Origin of the sequence: Ruegeria sp. SCP11 (assembly GCF_040329455.1) — a bacterium.
Classification (GTDB): domain Bacteria; phylum Pseudomonadota; class Alphaproteobacteria; order Rhodobacterales; family Rhodobacteraceae; genus Ruegeria; species Ruegeria atlantica_E.
In genome coordinates this window covers 107,249-128,176 of sequence record NZ_JBDZYG010000010.1, presented here as the reverse complement: position 1 = coordinate 128,176, position 20,928 = coordinate 107,249, and the positions used below count along the sequence as shown (strand labels likewise).

Here is a 20,928-nt window from a genome sequence, read left to right as displayed (position 1 = left end):
AGTATCCCTTCAATCGTTGTCAGAAACCCCGGCACCTGCACCCAGCAGGCGGGATTCTTCCGTAGCGGGGGCATAGGTGCAGTGGGCGAAGCGGTTCAGCGTCGCCCAATCTTCCGGTTTGGGGTGCGCCCTTGTTTTCAAACTGTGCTGGGCCTCAAGTTCCCCGCCACGCGCAATGAAAACCCTGTTGGCCGTCAACGGTAAGGAGCCCGGGATCGAAATGCGCGTTCCGTCGGTTACCAGCCGTGCATTGTCCAACTCGACAGTCAATGAACTATTCAGACCCCGTGCAGCATTTGCGGCAAAGGGCAAGAGCAGAACAGGAGCGGCCACATCTTTCATTCCTATTGCACCAGACCAAAGAAGATGCGCGCAATCGGACAATAGCGGTCCCGCCGACAACGGGCACAGCGCACCGTCACTCTGCCATGGGCCATAAATGGCTTGCGGGCGATGACGCGCAGGCTGCGACGCCAATCCTCGTTCCAGCAGCCCTGCCAGAACACCTGCGCCATCCAAACCCTGCGCACATAGCCACCGGGCGGCCTTGGATGCCTCTTCAGCTTGCCCCCAGGAATACCCCGCACCTCGTGTTGCCCGTTTGGCCAACGCTTCAAGTTCATTCAGTGAAAAACTCATGCTGGCAACTCTGGATAGACCCACAAATCTGCGTTTTCAGTGGTTAGGTTTTCGGGATAAGGCGCACCAGCATACATACATATCCGCACCCACCGATCCGAGCGCGGATCGAAATGAGTAGCGCCGAAGAAGGAAAGCTTTGCGCGCAACATATCCAGCGGCAACACCGAGGCACCGATTGTATTGTCTCGGATTTCACCATAGGGCGCGCGTTGGCTCATCTGCGCACGGCGAATAGTGTGCCTGTGTTCAGGGTGATGTAGTAGAAATTCTGCCACGGGCTGCGTTGCAGAATAATCCTCCATCGCAGCGTATGCCGCAGACGCATCCCGCGCGGGGGCCAGTGGTTGTTCATACTCCGCGATTGGTTCCTCAAATCGTTCGCCCATTCTGGGTTCGAGCTTTTCTTCGGACACATACCATGCGCGGGCGCAGTTTTCCGGTTTCGCCCAGTCCAGGTGCAGCGCCCAGTCATAGCTGCCACGGATCAAATCCCTTGCTTCGCCAACCAACATTTCACCATCAATGATGAAACTATCAGCGTGACCGTCAGCCATACAGGTCGCCAACTCATCGACCAGCGCGCCATACGGTTCCAGGATCAGCGAATTCAGCAACTCCTGCCCTTCTTCGCTCAGCGCTGTTTCCGACCATTCCACCAATCGGTGCCAAGGATAATCTTCCGTTAGATCATTCCGCTCGAGACATTCCGTGATCGCTTGCAAATCGGTTTTCAGGCTGTCCAGTTTCGCGATCTGGATCGGGTGATCCGAGCGCCACCAGGAAACCGACAAGCGGCTGCGTTGGAACACTTGCCGGAATATATTGGCCTCAGCGGGATTCGCGTTTTTCAACGACCGAATACGCGCAATGGCTTCCTCGCGAACAGCAATCCAATTGTTGAACAGCATCGGATGGTTCACAATGAAAGGGGCCATCCCAAGGCCAGTAGAGTTCCCGATGCCCAACCAATGGGCGATGGTCGGGTCAAGCTTGGCCGTCTTTGCCCCGCCCTGAACGTCGGCCATGTGTTGGACCAAATCCCGAACAAAGGCACGCGTCAGAAACACGGACAGCATTTCCACCTGAAATGGAGCGTTTATTTCCGGACGGTCGGCGATCGTCTCACGATCCGCGGCGCCGAACTTGCCCGAGCCGTAAACGGCGGTGGTACGCATCAGATAACCGACTTTGTAAATCTGCTCCAAATCCGGCTGTTGTCCCGCTGCCAAAGCTTCTACTACATGTGTCCACAGACGTACCGAGCGATTGGCGCGGGACAGAGACAACTCGCTTTCGCTAATACGCCCTGCCTCTTGCAGGGGAACATTGCGTTCCAGACGGTCCAGATCATCCCGTGTCGGAATCCCATCAAATAGGGCAAAAGTGGCATCCCAGGCATCGGCGATCACCCGGTCTGATCGTTTTTCAGGCGGCAGATCATGGGCAAAGGCAACCAGCGAGTAGGCACGCTCTGGCCCCTGCGCCGTATAAACCGCCCGACCAACGCCTGTATCGTCGATATCAAAAACAGGCCGCGAAAACGTCCAGTTTTCCCGCGCCATGCGACGGGTCAGTTGGCGCATGAAGCTGAGGCGGCATTGGTGCAAAGATCCCAACCGCGAAAGGCGCATCACCTGTTCCGGTGATCTGCGTGCGATATGGGTGCCGTGGTCCGTCATGGCTGCATCGGTCCGAAGTTTTCGGCAAAGAACCGATACCAGTTGCGCCCCATGATGCCTGCTACTTCCTCGTCACTCATTCCGGTTTTCCGCAGACCGTTTTCAATTTGACCGAAATCGCGATTGTCCCGAAACCATTCCGGCATGGGTGGGAAACCCGGATTGCTGGCCGAGCCTTCGCCATAGTCGATCTGTTTCGTCCAACGCCCGACCCGCATCCATTCGACCACCGAGTCCGGATGATCCTGACACAGATCAGTCCCTATCCCCAAATTCTGAACACCGTACTTTTCCGCAGTTCGGGCAATCATTTCGCAAAAACTTTCCAGCGTACATTCGGACTTGGCCTTCAAATGATGAGGGTAAGCCGAAAACCCCAGCATCCCACCGTTTTCGGTGACTGCCTGGATCACATCGTCGCGTTTATTTCGCAGCGCGGGAGCCCATTCATGAGGGTTTGCGTGCGTGATGGCGATCGGGCGTTCAGACAGTTCGGCTGCTTCGATGGTGGAACGGTCGGCGGAGTGGCTCATATCAACAACCAGACCTACGCGGTTCATTTCTTTGATGACCTGTCGGCCCATGCGGGTAATCCCGGTGTCCTCGGCCTCGTAACAGCCAGTGGCCAGCAGGGATTGGTTGTTATAGGTCAGCTGCATGAAACGTGCTCCCAGCGTGTGCACGATTTCCACCAGACCGATGTCGTCTTCGATGGGCGATGGGTTCTGAAAGCCAAAGAAAATCGCCGTGCGTCCAGTCTCGCGGGCGGTGTCGATGTCGCTAGCCCAGAGACCCTTCATGATCAGGTCAGGATATTGTTCGAACCATCGGTTCCATTTCTCGAAATTGAGGACCGTTTCGCGGAAGTTCTCGTGATAGGCGATGGTGACGTGAACTGCGTCCACGCCGCCCTCACGCAATTGGCGGAAGATCTTTTCCGACCAGTTGGCATATTGCAGCCCATCAATGCGCATCAGACCGGCTTTCCTGCACTGATATAGGCGGTTTTAACGGTGGTGTAGAATTCGGCCGCTGCTTTACCTTGCTCCCGAGGGCCATACGAGCTGTCACCACGGCCTCCGAAGGGCACGTGATAGTCGGTTCCAGCGGTGGGCAGGTTCACGGTCACGACACCGGTCCGTACGTGGCGGCGGAAATGCGTGGCACGCGCCAGGCTTTGGGTGACGATGCCCGATGTCAGGCCAAAGTTGGTGTCGTTGACCACACTCAGGGCTTCGTCGTAGCTGCCAACTTTGATGACTGAGGTCAGCGGCGCGAACATCTCCTCACGGTTGATGCGCATATCGTTGTTGGTGTTCAGGAACACCCCCGGCGACATGTAAAACCCGTCATGCGGCATCTCGAGCCGCTGGCCACCACAGGCCAGCTCCGCGCCTTCGGATTTGCCCAGCTCAACATAGGCCAGATTCTCATCCAACTGTTGCTGGCTGATGACCGGCCCCATTTGGGTTCCGTCTTCCAGCGCATGTCCGACTTTCATCGCCTGTGTCCCGGCCACCAGTTTCTCGACAAAGGCGTCATGCACGCCTTCATGCACCACAAGGCGTGATGAGGCGGTACATTTCTGGCCAGTACCGCCAAAGGCACCTCCCAAGGCCAGAGTGACCGCCAGATCGAGATCAGCGTCATCCATAACGGCCAAGGCGTTCTTGGACCCCATCTCCATCTGGACTTTGGTCAGGTTCTGGATGGCCGCCGCAGCGATGCCCTTACCAACCGGAACCGAGCCGGTAAATGAGATCGCATTGACCTTTGGGCTTTCCACCAGACGCTGACCAATGGATCGGCCCGATCCCATGACCAGGCTGAACAAACCCTTGGGAATATCCTGACGGTTGATGATTTCGGTCAATGCAACGGCCGAGGCCGGAGTGATGTTTGCAGGCTTCCAGACAACGGCATTGCCGTAGCACAGCGCCGGAGCGATCTTCCAAGAGGCGGTTGCAGTTGGGAAATTCCAAGGGCTGATGATGGCGACAACACCCACAGCCTCGCGCCGGACGTCGATTTCGATATCGGGGCGAACAGAGTCCGCATTTTCACCGATTTGACGCAGACACTCTGCAGCATAATAGGTAAAGAACTGCCCCGCGCGGTAGACCTCGCCCTTGCCTTCGGCCAGAGGCTTGCCTTCTTCGCGGCTGAGCAGAGTGCCCAACTCCTCGGCGCGCGCCATCAATTCATTGCCGATATTCATCAGAACGGCCTGTTTGCGCTCAAGCCCATAGGCCGCCCATTCAGCCTGCGCGATCCGTGCCTGATCCAATGTGTCCTCAAGCTGATCGGCATGGGCCTGCGCGAAATGGCCTATCAGATCACTCAGATCCGAAGGGTTTCGGTTTTCGATTTCACTTTCGCCAGCCATCCATTCGCCGGCGATCAGGTTCAGCTTGGTCACGTTGAGCCCCAAATCCAGGTTTAATGATCCGGGGCAGGATGGACTTCAAAAGCTGCATCAGTCAAACTCAAACAACTTAACTTTACTTCAGCAAAGTTGAAGCATGACAATCAAGATCGAAATGCTACGTTGCTTCTGTTCCGTCGCGCAAACTGGCAACCTTGCCGAAGCGGCCGACCGTCTGGGTCGAACCCAGTCGGCTGTTTCCATGACGTTGAAACAACTGGAAGACCATCTTGGAAAAAAACTGTTCGAAGGCGAGCGTAAAAACCGGCTGTCCACCTTAGGTGAGCAAGTGTTCGAAATGGCGCTGAAACAAACGCGACAATTCGATCAAACGGTGCAATCCATAGAGGTCGCAGCCGACGCGGCTCACGGGATGATCCGAATAGTCTCAGTCCCCTCAGTTGCAGCACTTTTGTTTCCATCCATACTTGAGCACATGACCTCCCTATTTCCGGGCATCAAGGCCGAGTTACGTGATACCGACACACAACAGGTTCTGGATGCCCTGACCGAAGGCAAAGCCGATATCGGGATCGCCTCAGGGTATCATCCGCTGAACGGCGTCAAGGTTATGCCCCTATTCGAAGATGCATTCGGGCTGGTTTGCGCATCCGACCATCCGCTGATCACCAGGCCGGAACCACCCTCCATAGATGATGTTGTTGCTGGAACGTTTGTTCGAAACGCCTTGTGCGATCTCATTCAAACACCACGCTTCCTCAGCGCAATCGAAACCGCGGATGTGACAATTCACAACACACATTCCCTGATAACCATGGTGCAGACAGGGGATTGGGTAACAGTTCTGCCGCAAACGGTGATCCAATTCCTTCCGGAATCCACTGCGTTTCGTGCCATTTCGGATTTGCCCGACAAACGGCAGGTCTATCTGTATGTGTCTGAAAGACCGCGATTCAAAGATCTGACGGATGTATGCAGTACTTTTATTCAAAGTCACAAAATCTCAAGCGGCCTTGAAAGCTAGCCACCTTCTGAGTGTTCAAGTTTCCAAAGCTATGGAGTGCCGCTTGATGGCCCCTAGCGAGGATTCATGTCGTTTGCAGGCCTGTTTGTCGCAAACTTGCTTGCGACAGCGTTTTTAACTCCGCAAGATTCGACCATGACGACGACTTGTATTCCGAACCCGATGGAACGCCGCGCAACCGGCTGTGATCTAGTGCCCTCTACCTGATCCGGGGCTCTTGCCCAATTGTTGACGCTGCAACCACGGTAAATTCGGAATACTTCATGACAACACAAATGTTGCGCCTTGCCATCGATATCGGCGGCACCTTCACAGATACAGTATTGGTTTCCGGTGACGAGAACATTCTGGCCTCGACCAAAACCCTGACCACGCATCAAAACCCGGCCGAAGGCGCGATGGAAGGCGCAATACGCGTCATGCAGCAATCCGGTCGAACACTGGCCGAAGTTTCCGGTTTCATTCACGGCACAACACTGGCAACCAACGCGCTGATTGAAAGGCGCGGCGCGATCGTGGCGACCATCTGCACGGAAGGGTTCAGAGATATCCTCGATATCGGATACGAGCGGCGGTATTCTCAATACGACATCAACTTGGAAAAGCCCGATCTGCTAGTCCCACGCGAACGGTCCCTGACCATTGGCGAAAGAATGTCCGCCGAAGGTGAGGTGCTGATCCCGTTGGACGAAACGCAGATCGATGCTCTGTTGGCAGAATTCGACGCAAGCGGTGCCGAGGCCATCGCGATCTGTCTGATGCACGCCTATGCCAACCCGGCCCACGAACGGCGGCTACGCGAGATCCTGAGTACACTTCGCCCCGATCTGACGATCTCGATTTCCTCAGATGTCAGCCCCGAAGCGCGCGAGTTTGACCGGCTCTGCACCACTGTCGCAAACGCCTATATCCAGCCGCTGATGGAGAGCTACCTGACCCGCTTCGTCCAGCAATTCACTGCTGAGGGAGTGAGGTGCCCAATCCTGATGATGACGGCAGGCGGTGGTATGTGCACTGTGGAAACCGCCTCGCGCTTTCCAATCCGCCTGGTCGAATCCGGCCCGGCAGGCGGGGCTATTCTGGCCGCACGTATCGCCGCGAGGGCTGGTCTGGACGAGGTCTTGTCCTTTGATGTGGGCGGAACCACGGCCAAGCTGTGCTTGATCGATAAGGCCAGACCGCAAACATCGCGCGCGTTTGAAATCGCACGCGCGGCACGGTTCATCAAAGGCTCAGGCATGCCCGTGCGCATTCCGGTGATCGAGATGATCGAGATCGGCGCGGGTGGCGGCTCAATTGCGGGCGTCGATCGTCTGGGTCGCCTAACCGTTGGCCCAAAATCCGCAGGTTCCGAGCCTGGTCCGGTAGCCTTCATGCGCGGTGGAACTGACCCCACCGTAACCGACAGTGATATCACCTTGGGCTATATCGTTCCGGATACATTTGCCGAGGGGCACATCAAGTTGGACCCCGAGGGCTCAAAGGCCGCTCTAACCCGAGTGATCGGTGAGAGGCTGGAACTTGATGCAGTAGGTTCGGCAGATGGGGTCAGCCGTATCGTGGATGAGAGCATGGCCAGCGCCGGGCGGATGCACGCAGTTGAATCGGGCAAGGACCTTGGTCCGCGCACAATGATCGCTTTTGGCGGCAACGGCCCGCTGCATGCCAGCCGGGTGGCGCGTTCCGCCGGGGTGTCGCGCATCGTGATCCCGCCCAATCCGGGCGTTGGTTCAGCGGTTGGATTCCTGTTCGCGCCGGTCTCGTTCGAGATTGTACGCTCGCGCTATTCGCTGCTGGACAGCATGGATATGGACGGGGTGAACGATCTGTTTGACTCGATGATCGCAGAGGCGAAAGAAGTCGTAGCTCAAGGCGCGGGAACCGCGCCAACCGAGACACTGCGTTCCGCATTCATGCGCTATAATGGGCAAGGTCACGAGATCGAGATCACCTTGCCGGATCGTGCCCTGACGCCTGAGGATATTGCCCCTCTAACGGCTGCGTTCGAAGAGGAATACCGCAAGCAGTTCTCGCGCCCCGTACCGGGGATGGAGATCGAGATTTTGAACTGGGCTGTGCGGGTGGCCACCCCCGAAAGCGCGGTGCCGCCGGTACCAGAGACACCTGAACGCTCCGCGTTCACTGTTACTGAAACACGCCCCATCACCTGCGATGTGGACGGCTCCAAACGGGACGCGGCCTTTGTGGCCCGCGCCGATTTGAAACCCGGCGATCACGTATTTGGCCCGGCACTGATCCATGAGCCGCAGACCACCACGCTCGTATCCGCCGATTTCTCGGCCCACGTGGATGCCATCGGCAACCTTGTCCTGATGCAAGACCAGAAAGGAGGTGCAAAATGACCGCTGAACTTTCCCCCGCCCGCCTGCAAGTGATGTGGAACCGCCTGCTGGCGGTGGTCGAGGAACAGGGCCAGACCCTGATCCGCGCCGCCTTTTCCCCCATCGTGAGAGAATGCGGCGACATCTCTGCCGGGATTTTCGACGTCAATGGCCGGATGCTGGCGCAGGCCGTGACCGGAACGCCGGGCCACATCAACACCATGGCCGAAGCCGTGTTGCATCTGCGTCAGCGCTTTGCCGTTCAGGACATGAAGCCCGGTGATATCTACATGACCAATGACCCGTGGCTGGCCTCGGGTCATTTGAATGACTTCCTGCTGATGATGCCCGCGTTCAAGGATGGCAAGGTGGTTGGCTTCACCTCCTGCACGTCACATCTAGTCGATCTGGGCGGTCTTGGTATGGGACCGGAAGGCTCGGATATCTATGACGAAGGCCTGCTGATCCCTCCGTGTAAACTGGTCGAAGAAGGCACGCCCAACGCGCTGCTGATGGACATTATCCGTGCCAATTCGCGCGAGCCGATTGCCAATGAGGGCGACATCTACGCGCTGATTGCCTGCTGTGAGGCCGGGGTGAAACGTCTGGTCGCGATGATGGACGAGTTCGGGATCGACGATCTCGACACTCTGGGCAGCTATATCATCGACACATCCCGCAAGGGCGCGCTGGAGGCAATCGCCGAAGTGCCCCAAGGTGTCTACAAAAACGTGCTGCGCATGGACGGCTACGAGAATGAGCTGGAGCTGCACGCCACCCTGACCGTCACCAGCGATGGGATGCATGTCGATTTCACTGGCACATCGGGCTGTTCGAAAAAGGGCATCAACGTACCGCTGAACTACGCCACGGCCTATACTGTTTTTGCCCTGCGCTGCATCGTTGGGCCGGACATTCCGAACAACGCGGGTTCGCTGGAGCCGTTCACAGTCGATGGACCAAAGGGTTGTATCCTGAACGCACAGCGTCCGGTACCGGTTGCGATGCGCCATACTCTCGGGCAGGTGACGCCCGATCTGGTGCTGGGCTGCTTGCATCAAGCACTGCCGGATCAGGTGCCCGCCGAAGGGGCTTCGTGTATGTTCGACCTACCTATGCGGCACGCGCCGGAAGTCGCGGCCAATGGGGGGCGTGAGTTTGCCATCGAACCGGTCCACAATGGCGGCACAGGCGCGCGGCCACATGCGGATGGTCTTTCGGCCACGGCCTATCCTTCAGGCGTGTTCGGATCTCAGGTTGAAATCACTGAAAGCGTGGCACCCGTGATCATGTGGCGACGCGAGTTGCTGCCAGACTCGGGCGGCCCGGGCAAGTATCGCGGGGGGCTTGGTCAGAGGATCGAGATGACCTCCTCCAACAACGCGCCGTTTATCGTTTTCCTGTCAGTTGAACGACTGAAATTCCCTGCCCTAGGTCGCATGGGCGGTCATCCCGGCGCCCCGGGGCGTATCCGGTTCCGAGATGGCGATGGCAACATCCCCGGAAAGGGAGAGTTGCGGGTCGAGGGTGAGGACTACCTGATCTTCGACACCCCCGGCGGCGGCGGTTTTGGCGATCCGGCTGAACGCGACCCGAACGCGCTGGCACTGGACCTCAAACGCGGTTTGGTCACTGAAGAGGGTGCCAAAGCCTATGGAGACGTATCATGATCCTGGCCGTAGAACACGTCCGACAGATGGCGGCCTATGCTCTGGCTGATCTGGGTGGGCCCGAGACCATCTCGCTGGCTCAGAATGAAAGCGCCTTTCCGGCCAGCCCCGCTGCGATTGCAGCGGGGCGGGTAGCCCTGGAGCAGATGCCGCTCTATCCAGACCCCGACTGGCCCGAACTGCGCGAGGCGATTGCTGAAACATATGGGGTAACGGGCGAGAATATCCTGTGCGGGGCCGGGTCAATGGAGTTGATCGGCTGCCTGATCCGTTCTTTTGCCGGGCCGGGCGATCGGGTGTTGGGCACCGACTATGGCTATGCCTACGTGGCCTCTGCTTCGGCGCAGGTTCAGGCGGACTATGTGAAGGCGCGCGAAGTGGATATGACCGTCTCGGTCGATGATGTTTTGACCGCGGTTACGCCCGAAACCCGGATCGTCTTCGTCTGCAATCCGGGAAACCCCACCGGGACTCTGATACCGAACTCTGAAATTGTCCGCCTTCGCAATGCTCTGCCCGGGGGTGTGCTGTTGGTGGTCGATCAAGCCTATGCGGAATTTGCGGATGTGGATCAGAACCCGGCTGAGATTTTCGCGCTCGTCGACCACGGCAACACCGTGGTCATGCGTACCTTCTCCAAGGCTTATGGGCTGGCCGGAGCACGCGTAGGCTGGGGTCTGTTCCCGCCTGCGATCGGGGCGGAGGTACGCAAGCTTCTGAACCCGAACAATGTGTCGATCCCCTCGCAAGCTATGGCCACGGCGGCGGTGCTGGATCAGGCGCATATGCGAGATACCGTCGCCAAAACCGCCGCAATACGGGACCGTTTCGCCAACAGGTGTCGAGCGTTGGGGCCGACGGTTGCACCGAGCCATACCAACTTCGTACTGATCCGCTTTGCCGACGTCGAAACTGCGCATAAAGCGGACAAAGCCTTGCGCGCGCAAGGGCTTCTGATGCGGGGGATGGGCGGCTATGGTCTGGCCGATTGTCTGCGCGCAACGATCTGTGACGAAGAAGTCATGGATCGCTGCCTGACCGTGCTGAAAGAGGTAACGTCATGACCTATGAAACCCGGACGCGCGCCAAGATCGGCGTGTTGGTGCCCTTTACCAACACTAATCTCGAACCAGATATGATGCTGATGCGCTGCCCGGATACGACAGTGCATTTCCAACGCATGGGTGGCTATGACGTGGATGAGATCCCAGGTTCGGACCAGATGGCCGGTCTGGGAGCCTCGGATATCAGTCATGATCTGAAGATGATCTCGGGCGTGCGCCCCGATGTTGTTCTATATGGCTGCACCTCGGCCACGCTGACCCACGGCCCATCGTTTGACGACCAACTGGTGCGGGACATCAAGGCGAGATCCGGTGCTCTGTCCTTCACCGCCGCCGGTGCGCTGGTGGACGCGATCAAAATGCTTGGCGTTTCAAAGGTTGGGTTCTCATCACCCTATCTGGGCGAAATCAATTCACAGGCGATGGATTTTCTGGCGCAAAATCAGATTACGACAGTCAAATGCGCCGATATTGGACGCGAGCTGGGCAACTACGGGCAAGGCGAACTAACCCCGGACGAGGTCTTTGACCTGGCCTGCCAAGCCGATCACCCAGAGGCAGAGGCAATCGTGCTCAGCTGCACCGACATGCGCGCCGTCGAGGCCGTCGACCGCATTGAGGCCGCTCTGGACAAACCCGTAGTGACTTCAAACCAAGCCATGATGTTTGCAGTTATGCGAGCTCTCGGCTTACCACGTCAGGGTAATGTTCCAGGTCGGCTGTTCGATCTGCTCTGAGCGCCGCAGCAGATTGCGCTCAGATCCTAACGGTTGTCCGGCGCGTCGTATATCAATGCGCCGAGGTCCGAGAACTTTGAACTAGGCGCCTGCAAAGCCAAGACCGCATCGCGAATATCCTCGGCGCGGGCGACGCCCAGACTAGGAGCCGCAAATTCCATGAATTTTTCAATCACCTCGCTCTGCTCCATTGGTGCTTCAGGCCCGCCGCGGGCATGAACATCTCCGGAGTCCAGCACTCTTCCGTCTTTCAATACGATGCTGACATCGGCGACCCGGCTTTCGGGGAAACGCTCTGAATGCCGTGCTACTTCGGCAACCGAAATACGGTCGACAATAGAGGCCACCAACGGATCGGACAGGCCAGATCCTGTGATATGTTCAACACCGATACGGCCGTAGGCCACCATAGTCGCAACGGCGAACGGCAGCGAATATTGCGCCTTCGAAGTATCGTCTGGCATGCCCTGAAACAGACAGGCGCTTTCTCGAAAGGTGTTGACCTGAATCGTCGCAATATCTTCATGCGTCAGGTCGTGATCGCGCATCAACGCCCGCGTGGCATCAATCGCCGCATGAGCCCAGCGACAGATCGGATAAGGTTTTACGTATTGGTGCTCCATCTGCCAGAATGTGCCCAGATCCTGCCAGTGAGACGCAACTTCTTCGGCCTCGATGGTGATCGCAGGTGCGCCAGTAAACCCTTTCTCGGCCAGAACCGCTGCCGAAATACCCACCAACGCCCCCCAGCCCGAGCCGTCATGCAGCATGGTGGGGTTGGCAATCTCGCGCATCATCTGGCTGCGCGGACCGTGATATTCAGCGATCCCCATGGCCTGCCGCATCTGTTCCGCATCCAGACCGCGCAAACGCGCTGCAACTGCCACGACCCCCAGAGCGTTCCATGCGCCCGAGGTATGATAGTCGCTGACTGTGTTGTGCAGCGAAAGCCCCGCGCGCCCTGCGACCTCATAGCCGATGGTCACGGCAGCCAGTGCCTCTGGGCCAGAAAAATCACCGACAGTTTCTGCAATCGCGGCCAGAGCCGGAACAACAACCACACCTATGTGGCCTTTGGTTGGGTTATACCCGTCATGGCCGTCTAGGTTATCGGTTTGGGTGGCCGCCGCATACGCTGCGCCCGCAATACTGACCCGTCGGCCATCGAACAGCATTCGGGCGCTCATGTTCGGTTCGCCGGTGCCAAAAAGGGCCAATGCACCCTCGCGCGCGATGCGACCCGCCGTCATAGGCCCCGCGCCGATGGTAATACCCAGCGTATCGAGCAGCATTAGTGCTGCTGCTGCCCGCGTGGTTTCAGGAAAATCTTGCGCGCGGCGTTCAAGCGCAAACTCGGCGACGGTTTGGAAAGTGTCTGTCACGGCATCCTGCGGCTAGCTTGCATGGTTTGAAAAACCTTAGGCAGGTTTTATCATCGAGGCACGAAAACATTCTTGGGGCTATGGCCCCAGTTTATTTGCAGCTTTTCTCGCTCTGCGTTTAGCTTATGAAACGGATCAAGAGTCGCAGTTGAACAAGACTCAACCAAATTGGCCCATAACTTTGCTCTGCGCTCTGTTTGAAAAGTACCGTCATGATGAACCTGCCCCACCTGACTTTTCTGCGGTCTTTCGAAGCCGCCGCCCGCCATTTGAGTTTCACCAGCGCCGCTGAAGAATTGAACTGCACCCAATCGGCCGTCAGTAATCACGTGCGCTCACTTGAGGAGTTCTTGCAAAGGCCACTTTTTGTCCGTCATGCTCGATCCCTGTCCTTGACTGACGTAGGCGAGGCATACCTGCCATCCGTTCGCCACGCGTTGCAGGAAATAGACGTGGCCACCCAGTCCGTCATTCAACGTTCACATAACCGCAAAGTGGTGGTGTCCTGTCCGGTAAGTCTAGCCGAAAACTGGCTGCCTGACGTCATTCGCGGTTTTAACGCCGTGCACCCGGATATCGACCTGACCGTGCATGGCACGCTGTGGAGCGATGTCGGAGCGAATGTTTCGGACATCTCGATCACAATCGACCACATTGATGATGTTGTGTCAGATGCCGAGCGGATGTGGCCGGAAAAACTCTCGGTGGTTTGCGCACCTGACTTCCGGCTCGAAGGCGCGCCATTGACCGATCCGACCCAACTGCAGGACGCGCCGCTCATCCATATTCTGGGCCGCCCCGCTTATTGGGAGCGTGTGGCCCAACATTTCGGATTGTCCGATCTGAACCAGAAGGACGGGCTGCGGACAAATGCTTCGAATCTAGCAATGGAAATGGCGGCAAATTCGCTGGGATGCGTTGCCCTGCCGCGCTCACTGACCAAGTCTCATGTGGACCGGGGGCTGCTGATCGAACCTTTCACCTTTGATTTGGAAAGCCCCTGGGCTTATTTCATTCGGCTCAAAGAGAAACCTGTGTCGACGCCGGTCAGGCTGTTTCAGGAATGGCTGCTGCAGGCAGCAGCCGAAATGGACAATTGACCGGCCCGTTAGCTGGCAGGGCCGATCAAACGGCCTCCTCCATTGCAGGTTTGACATCGCGCAGGCGGTGACCTTTGGGATCAAATGGGGCTTCTGCAAGAACCTTAGCCTTGTGAGGTTTACCCAGAATAAAGATCTCAACCGTGTCGCCGGGTTGGGCCACCTTCGGGTCTACATAACCCAGCGCCAGCGACTTCCCGACTGAATACCCATAAGCACCTGAAGTCACGCGACCCGCAGACGTGCCGTCGGTGGCAAAGATCGGCTCACCCCCGGTGGCGTCGGCCTCTTCGGTCACATCGACTTCGAAGATCGAGAACAGTTCACGCGGCGCGTTGTCCTTGATGGCCAGATAGGCGTCTTTGTGCAGGAACTCCTTGTCCAGCTTGATCAGACCCGCCAGCCCAACCTCTTGCGGGTAGTATTCCTGCGAGTACTCACGACCCCATGAACCATAGCCTTTTTCAATACGCAGCGATCCCAGCGCACGGCCGCCAACCGGGCCACCGTCCAGTTCCCGCGCGGCATCCAGCAGCGCGGTGAAGAGCCGAGTCTGATCCTCCTCGGCACAGTGCAGCTCCCACCCCAAATCACCGGTAAAGCTGACACGGATGGCAAGGCACGTGACCCCGGCGACCTCGATCGTGGCTGAGCGCATGAAGCGGAACGCCTCGTTCGACAGATCCGCATTAGTCAAGCGCTGCAACAGATCGCGCGACTTTGGCCCGGCCACGTTAAACCCTGCGATGCGGTCGGTTGCGACCTCGACCGCTGTGCCTTCGGGCATCGGAACCATGTTGAAGAACCGTTGATGATAGCGTTCGGCCATACCCGATCCGATCATCATGTATTCATCCTCGGCAACCTTGGTGATTGTGAAGTCGCCCGCCACGCCCCCACGCACCGAGATCAACGGAGTCAGGCAAGAACGCCCCACCTCAGTTGGCACCCGGTTGGCCACCAGCTTGTCCAGCCAGTCATGCGCGCCCGGACCCTTGATCACGTAATTGGCAAAGTTCGAGATGTCGATGACACCGACATTCTCGCGCAGCATCTTCACCTCGCGGCCCACCGGATCGAACCAGTTCTGGCGGGTAAAGCCGTTGGTTTCTTCGGTTCCCGGCTGATCGGCGAACCACAGCGGGTGTTCCCAGCCGCAGTTCAAGCCAAAGACGCAGCCCATGTCCTTTTGCATCTCATACGCCGGACGTACGCGGGCCGGACGGCCGGCGCTGCGTTCCTCGTTCGGGAAGTGGATCTTGAAGCGGTGGACATAAGAATCCTGCACTCGTGCCTTGGTGAAGTTCTTGTCGGCCCAGTCGCCAAAGCGGGCCAGATCCCAGGCGAACATGTCATATTGCGGCTCGCCCTGGATCATCCATTGCGCCGCCAACAGGCCCAAACCACCGGACTGTGAGAAACCGGGGATCAGACCTCCGATCAGGAAATAATTCTTCAGCTCAGGAACCGGCCCCCACAGCATGTTGGAGTCAGGCGACCAGATCATTGGCCCGTTGATCACCCGTTTGACCCCAGCGGTGGCCGCAACCGGCACACGCTCGGTGGCGCGGATCACGTTTTCCATGATCCGGTCCAGATCGTCGGGGAACAGCTCATGGGCGAAGTCCAGTGGCGTGCCGTCTTCGGCCCAGAACTTCATGTCCTTCTCATAAGCGCCGATCAGCAAGCCATTGCCTTCCTGACGGAAGTAGTACTCGCCATCCCGGTCGGCAATCGAGGGCAGACGGCGACCCAGATTGGCCACCTCGTCGATGCTTTCGGTCACGAAATACTGATGCTCGGTCGGTTGCAGCGGCAGGGTCAGACCCGCCAGCGCCGCCACCTCACGGCCCCAGAGGCCTGCGGCGTTCACCACCCATTGCGTGTGAATGTCGCCCTTAGTCGTGCGCACGATCCAGCTGCCGTCGGGCTGTTGCTCGGTCCCAATCACCGGGCAGAACCGTTCGATGGTGGCGCCCATGGCACGCGCCCCGGCGGCATAGGCATGGGGCACGCCCGAGGGGTCCACATTACCGCCATCGGGTTCATACATGATGCAGCGAATATCATCGAACTGCGCCAGCGGGTGTAGCTCTTTTGCCTCTTCCCGGCTGACCTCGTGGAAATTCAACCCATAGAATCTGGCCTTGGCCTCTTGCAGGCGCAGCTGATGCTCACGCTCTTCGGTCTGAGCTAGGTACAACGAGCCGGGCTGGAACACACCGCAGCTCTGACCGGTTTCCTTCTCCAACTCTTTATACAAATTCATCGTATAGTGCTGGATGCGGGTGATGTTGTTGTTGTCGTGCAGCCCGTGAATATTGGCTGCTGCGTGCCAGGTCGAGCCGCTGGTCAACTCATCCCGTTCCAGCAGGATAACATCCGTCCAGCCCAGCTTGGCCAGGTGATACAGGATCGAACATCCGGCCAGACCGCCACCAATTACGACTGCTTGTGCATGAGTTTTCATGGGTTTTCTTTCCTGTAAGGGTTTCTGGCCAAGGTGGGATTTATGGTTCCCTGCAGACCGAGACAGTATTCAGCGGGCCGAACGGCCTTTGCCTAAGAATACAAGTGTCGTCTCCTGACATCTGGAACCATCCATGCAGAGGTATCATTCCAGCAAGATATATGAGGCAGCCGCCAAAAACTCTCACAAAAAAAACGGGGGCATTGCCTGCGCTCGTGTTGAGCGTGTGAACTTCGCTGCTGCGCATGTCAGCGATGCTGCAGAGTCCCACTAAGCCAGGCACGAACAGGAATGCCCGGCTTTCGAGATATCTTGTCAGACCCTGGCCTTTTCAAATGCTGACCATGCGGCTTCAAACGCTTCAAACCCAAAACCGGATTTCCGGGCGGCATCGAGTACAATGCGTTCGGTCGATAACAACTTTTGGATCGCGCCCTCGAGCTGATCGACAACGTCGTCAGGTACCACCAGTGCGCCGTGACGGTCGGCATGGATCAAATCCCCTGGACGTACCGTCAGCCCAAACACCGAGACTGGACTGTCGATCTCGCGCACGTGGACGAAACCGTGGCTGGGTCCGACTGATCCTGCGACAACCGGAAAGCCGTCGGGCAAGTCACCCAGATCGCGCATAACTCCGTTTGTTAAAGCCCCGGACATGCCAAAGCCTTTGTGCACAGTTGTATTGATCTCGCCCCAATAAGCACCGATGCACTCTGGGTAATCCAAATCCTCGATCACCGCGACCGACGGGCTGGGGCCTTCGGCCATGTACTTGTAATACGCCATCCGCCGCGCCTTGATGATTTCCGGCGGCTCAGTCGGCGGATTGACTGCCGCTATTTTGGCGGTACGAGCAAAGCCGACAATGGCCGGTTCATCAGGGGCAGAGCACATCATGTTGCCGCGCGTGAACCCGTTGAACCCACGTTTGCCCTGGGCCACTTCGATAGCGTTGCAAACAGTCGGCGTGTCCACTTTTTTGAGCAGCGAGATAAGGGAAGGTGTCATGCGTCCTCCAACCAGCGGATCAGTGCCGCCGTGGTGTCATGGGGTTGTTCCAGGGTGGGCAGGTGTCCTGCGCCTTCGATTATTTCGAGCGTGCTGGCGGGCAGCAGATCGTGCATGAGTTGGTGGCGTTCGACTGGGCACAAAGCGTCTTCCCGCCCGCACAAAACCAGAGTTTTGCCGGAATACCCTGAAAGGGTTGCCTGTTGGTCGGGACGGTCCCTTAAAGCCAGCGATTGACGAAGGAAAACATCTGGGCCTAAATCCAGAGCCATAGCCATACACAAGTCCAAAATAGCGCCCTGATTGGGGCCATCGGCCAAATAATTGGGCTTCATCTCGTCGCGCATCACCTGCCTCAGTTTACCTTCGCGTACTGCGGTCATTTGAGGGGCACGGCGAGCTTTAACTTCAGGCTTTTCAGCCAACGGGTTGGTGTCAAGAAGCGCCAGACGCGATACGCGTTCTGGGGCTTGTCGTAAGACTTCCATTGCCACGATACCGCCCATCGACAGGCCCGCCAAAGCGAAGGCGGGCGGTGCGTTGTCCAGGATTTCGGCGGCCATGACTGTCACGCTGTCATGTCGACACATTGGAAAGGTCATAATGGGCATCTTGCCCGACAGCGCATTAATCTGAGGGCCGAATAGGCGGGCATCGCACATCATGCCCGGTAGGAAAATCAAGGGGGTCATGCTGCAACCTGCCTTGCACCTTCAGACATCGATGCCAGCTTGGCATAGGCAATCTGCGGGTCTATCGCGCCGAAACCCGCGAAAGTTCCGAAGCCGCAATCGCTTCCTGCGATCACCCTGTTCGGTCCAACGATATCGGTAAAGCGCTCGATCCGCTGAGCCACCAGTTCCGGGTGTTCGACAAAGTTCGTAGTGGTGTCAACAACGCCCGGCACCAATACCTTGTCATCGGGAATGTCAGCCTTGCGGTCGCGGAATACTGTCCATTCATGAGCGTGACGCGGGTTGGACGTCTCGAACAAGACATAACGGGACTTGGTCGCCATCAGAGTACTGAACACCTTGTCCATCGCAATATCGCAGCAATGCGGACCTTCGTAGTTGCCCCAACAGATGTGCACGCGAACACGGTCCTGCGGGACATTCTGAAGTGCATGGTTCAGTGCCTCGACGTGCATGTCTGCGATTTTGATGAACTCATCATCCGTGAGGTCAGTGAAAAGCATATGACGCGACAGAGCCAGATCGGGACAATCCAGTTGCAGGTCCAGACCGGCGGCCACGATGGTTTCGTACTCGTCCTTCATCGCATCTGCCAAAGCGGCCAGGTAAGCCTCGCGCGTGGAGTAAAAATCATTCTGCAGGAACAGCGAAATGACACCCGGCGACGCTGCATTCATGAAACCACGTTCAGCTCCATGCTGTTCAATCGCCGCCTTGAGGTTGGCAATGTCCTTCTCAAGCTCGCCCTGCCCTTTTGATCGGACCTCGCCCGTGCACATTGGCCGCGCATATTGCGGCGTGCCACCATCATTGGCGAGCCGTTCAAGAAAGCTGGGAAACATCTTCAGATCCGCCGGGGCATTGCGAGGGCTGTCACCGGAAAAGCCCGTGTAGCGATCCTTGACATAGGTCGCGTAAGAAATCTTCGAGGTCTCACCATCACTGACGATATCCACGCCAGCCTCAACCTGTCTGCGCACAGTTTCAGAAACTGCATCGGTCATGCATGCGTCAAAGGCCGAGGTTTCAAAAGGCTCGCCGTTTTCCCGTGCAAAAATGAAATCCACTACCTCCTGCGTACGGGGCAGTGATCCGACATGGGTTGTCTTAACCGGCATCTGCGTCTCCTTTAATCTTCCGCGCCATCAGGACGCTGTGGCTTTCAGTGTCAGGGTCCTTGGCCAGAAACCCCGTCATCCGCAGGCCATTTTCCTCCAAGCACACGGCATAATCTGCTGGCGAAAGTGAGGCATGATAGACCAGTTCATCCCCGACGGTTCCGGTCTCTTCACCCGCACTGGGACCAACGGTCAGCATTAGGTTTCCACCGGGTTTCAAATGCCGAGACATACGGGCAATACAGTCTTCCTGCTCATCCCCCGTCAGGTGGAAAAAGCTGTTCCAGGCGATAATGCCCTCGAATTGCCGATCCAGTTCGAAATCGCGCATATCCGCTTGCCGCCAATCTCCGTCCGGCCAGCGATTCCGAGCAATCGTCAGCATCGCCTCGGAGAAATCCACGCCAGTCACAGTGAAGCCTTCGGCCTTGAACCAGCGTGCTATCGGCTCACCTGTACCGCATCCCAAGTCCAGCACGTGATCTCCGGAATTCAGGCTCGCGGTGAAGCGCGCCAGCCAGCGCGCTTCGAACAGGGCCCGAGAGCGTTGCTCATCGTAGGCTCTGGCCTGCCGTTCATAAACGGCATGGGTATCTCCGGGATCGACGGTCATCCGGCCCAGGTTGCCCCGGCAGGATCGTCCGTCGCCGTGATGCGATACAGCCCCGCCTGTCCCGTCATGGACGGGGCGACGCTGTATGTTTCACCAGGCATCACCACTGCAGTATCGCCGTTGCACAATGTCGTTTCATACCCGTCCACCGTGATACGCCAATGCCCACTGGCCGGCATCAGAACCACCGGCTTGTCTGCTGTGACCGCGTCGTCAGCAGCCGAGCCGCGGGTTAGGAAGTCGACCTCAAAACCCGGCTTGTCCTTGATGATACCGGTCTCACCAATCACCAGCGCGGGTTTGTCAGCGGCCAGCGCCATAAGGTCCCAATAACGCGCTACATATTTTCCTATTACCGCATCAACGGGCACTTCGGGGAAAGCTTTCAAATCCTCCTCGGTCAGCAGCGGCATCGGGCGCACATTGTGCGGTAGTTCCTGACCTTTCTTGGAATCGTAGAGCACTCCGTTGTCACCCAGCATCAGGCCGTGCGCCTGCGCATCTTCGATGACCTGAGGTGCCCAGGTAACGCCGCCGCCCGCGTCGTCGCCACCAAGGATCGACATGATCATGCCGTAGTCGTCGCCCACGTTTTCGAATCCACGGAAGATTCCGGTGGGGATGTTGAAGATATCACCTTCTTCGGCAATGAATTCGCCCGCCGTTCCATAGCGGCCCCAGAAAAAGCGCCAACGGCCTTTGGCTACGAAAAACACCTCGGCGGTGGTGTGGCTGTGCAATGAGTTGCGGCACTTGGGCGGCTGACCTGCCGCACCGATGTTGAAACCGATCTTGTCGGTGATGTGTACATGTTGGTCCGGGGATTCCGAAACGCCGCCACCGACAATGGTAAAGTTTTCTTTCTGATCGCTACCCGGGGTATGGGCGTCGATAAAGGCGGTTTTGCAGGGCTGCAGTTCGCCATAGCGGACGATGCGTTGTTGGATGGTGCTCATGAGTTTGTCTCCTTGAAATTGGGGTTGTTGGGATCAATC

Annotated in this window: 17 protein-coding genes; 6 read left to right on the top strand and 11 right to left on the bottom strand. The window is 57.7% G+C overall.

The window, feature by feature from the left end; genetic code table 11:
• Positions 1-9: 9 nt before the first annotated feature.
• Genes ABLN94_RS16270 through ABLN94_RS16255 form a run of 4 tightly spaced genes read right to left on the bottom strand, consistent with a single transcriptional unit; the run spans position 10 to position 4,707 of the window.
• Positions 10-639: a DUF3726 domain-containing protein gene (locus ABLN94_RS16270; RefSeq protein WP_352994199.1), complete on the bottom strand. Its 630-nt coding sequence runs from the start codon at positions 637-639 to the stop codon at positions 10-12.
• Positions 636-2,321 carry a hypothetical protein gene (locus ABLN94_RS16265; protein ID WP_352994197.1) on the bottom strand — a complete coding sequence of 562 codons (1,686 nt, stop codon included), beginning with the start codon at positions 2,319-2,321 and terminating at the stop codon, positions 636-638. Before ABLN94_RS16265 ends, ABLN94_RS16270 begins: the two co-directional genes overlap by 4 nt.
• Positions 2,318-3,295 carry a membrane dipeptidase gene (locus tag ABLN94_RS16260; protein WP_352994195.1) on the bottom strand — a complete coding sequence of 326 codons (978 nt, stop codon included), beginning with the start codon at positions 3,293-3,295 and terminating at the stop codon, positions 2,318-2,320. The genes ABLN94_RS16265 and ABLN94_RS16260 overlap by 4 nt, the downstream gene beginning before the upstream one ends.
• Entirely contained in the window at positions 3,295-4,707 is a 1,413-nt protein-coding gene (locus ABLN94_RS16255; protein ID WP_352994368.1) for an aldehyde dehydrogenase family protein, read from the bottom strand. The genes ABLN94_RS16260 and ABLN94_RS16255 overlap by 1 nt, the downstream gene beginning before the upstream one ends.
• A 136-nt stretch (positions 4,708-4,843) precedes the next feature.
• On the opposite strand from ABLN94_RS16255, the gene ABLN94_RS16250 reads away from it, so the two are divergent.
• The 5 genes from ABLN94_RS16250 to ABLN94_RS16230 all read left to right on the top strand — a co-directional run bounded on the left by ABLN94_RS16250 (position 4,844) and on the right by ABLN94_RS16230 (position 11,544).
• A complete protein-coding gene (locus ABLN94_RS16250; RefSeq protein ID WP_352994192.1) occupies positions 4,844-5,731 on the top strand; it encodes a LysR family transcriptional regulator in 888 nt (295 codons plus the stop codon).
• 263 nt (positions 5,732-5,994) lie between these two features.
• On the top strand, positions 5,995-8,094 hold the full coding sequence (locus ABLN94_RS16245; protein ID WP_352994189.1) for a hydantoinase/oxoprolinase family protein: 2,100 nt from the start codon (positions 5,995-5,997) through the stop codon (positions 8,092-8,094).
• A complete protein-coding gene (locus ABLN94_RS16240; RefSeq protein ID WP_352994186.1) occupies positions 8,091-9,743 on the top strand; it encodes a hydantoinase B/oxoprolinase family protein in 1,653 nt (550 codons plus the stop codon). Before ABLN94_RS16245 ends, ABLN94_RS16240 begins: the two co-directional genes overlap by 4 nt.
• Positions 9,740-10,807: a pyridoxal phosphate-dependent aminotransferase gene (locus ABLN94_RS16235; RefSeq protein WP_352994183.1), complete on the top strand. Its 1,068-nt coding sequence runs from the start codon at positions 9,740-9,742 to the stop codon at positions 10,805-10,807. The genes ABLN94_RS16240 and ABLN94_RS16235 overlap by 4 nt, the downstream gene beginning before the upstream one ends.
• On the top strand, positions 10,804-11,544 hold the full coding sequence (locus tag ABLN94_RS16230) for a maleate cis-trans isomerase family protein (protein WP_352994181.1): 741 nt from the start codon (positions 10,804-10,806) through the stop codon (positions 11,542-11,544). Before ABLN94_RS16235 ends, ABLN94_RS16230 begins: the two co-directional genes overlap by 4 nt.
• A 26-nt stretch (positions 11,545-11,570) precedes the next feature.
• On the opposite strand, the gene ABLN94_RS16225 is transcribed toward ABLN94_RS16230, so the two are convergent.
• Positions 11,571-12,926, bottom strand: a complete 1,356-nt coding sequence (locus tag ABLN94_RS16225) for an MmgE/PrpD family protein (RefSeq protein WP_352994178.1) — start codon at positions 12,924-12,926, stop codon at positions 11,571-11,573.
• A 212-nt stretch (positions 12,927-13,138) separates the two neighbouring features.
• On the opposite strand from ABLN94_RS16225, the gene ABLN94_RS16220 reads away from it, so the two are divergent.
• Positions 13,139-14,026, top strand: a complete 888-nt coding sequence (locus ABLN94_RS16220; protein ID WP_352994175.1) for a LysR substrate-binding domain-containing protein — start codon at positions 13,139-13,141, stop codon at positions 14,024-14,026.
• 25 nt (positions 14,027-14,051) lie between these two features.
• Here ABLN94_RS16220 and ABLN94_RS16215 read toward each other — a convergent pair whose 3' ends face one another.
• The 6 genes from ABLN94_RS16215 to ABLN94_RS16190 all read right to left on the bottom strand — a co-directional run bounded on the left by ABLN94_RS16215 (position 14,052) and on the right by ABLN94_RS16190 (position 20,889).
• Positions 14,052-16,496, bottom strand: a complete 2,445-nt coding sequence (locus ABLN94_RS16215; protein ID WP_352994174.1) for a GcvT family protein — start codon at positions 16,494-16,496, stop codon at positions 14,052-14,054.
• A 315-nt stretch (positions 16,497-16,811) separates the two neighbouring features.
• A complete protein-coding gene (locus ABLN94_RS16210; protein WP_352994172.1) occupies positions 16,812-17,507 on the bottom strand; it encodes an RraA family protein in 696 nt (231 codons plus the stop codon).
• Positions 17,504-18,199, bottom strand: a complete 696-nt coding sequence (locus ABLN94_RS16205) for an alpha/beta fold hydrolase (protein ID WP_352994170.1) — start codon at positions 18,197-18,199, stop codon at positions 17,504-17,506. The genes ABLN94_RS16210 and ABLN94_RS16205 overlap by 4 nt, the downstream gene beginning before the upstream one ends.
• Positions 18,196-19,320: a cobalamin-independent methionine synthase II family protein gene (locus ABLN94_RS16200; protein ID WP_352994168.1), complete on the bottom strand. Its 1,125-nt coding sequence runs from the start codon at positions 19,318-19,320 to the stop codon at positions 18,196-18,198. Before ABLN94_RS16200 ends, ABLN94_RS16205 begins: the two co-directional genes overlap by 4 nt.
• A complete protein-coding gene (locus ABLN94_RS16195) occupies positions 19,310-19,933 on the bottom strand; it encodes a class I SAM-dependent methyltransferase (RefSeq protein WP_352994165.1) in 624 nt (207 codons plus the stop codon). The genes ABLN94_RS16200 and ABLN94_RS16195 overlap by 11 nt, the downstream gene beginning before the upstream one ends.
• On the bottom strand, positions 19,930-20,889 hold the full coding sequence (locus ABLN94_RS16190) for a cupin (protein ID WP_352994162.1): 960 nt from the start codon (positions 20,887-20,889) through the stop codon (positions 19,930-19,932). Before ABLN94_RS16190 ends, ABLN94_RS16195 begins: the two co-directional genes overlap by 4 nt.
• Between the last annotated feature and the right edge of the window lie 39 nt (positions 20,890-20,928).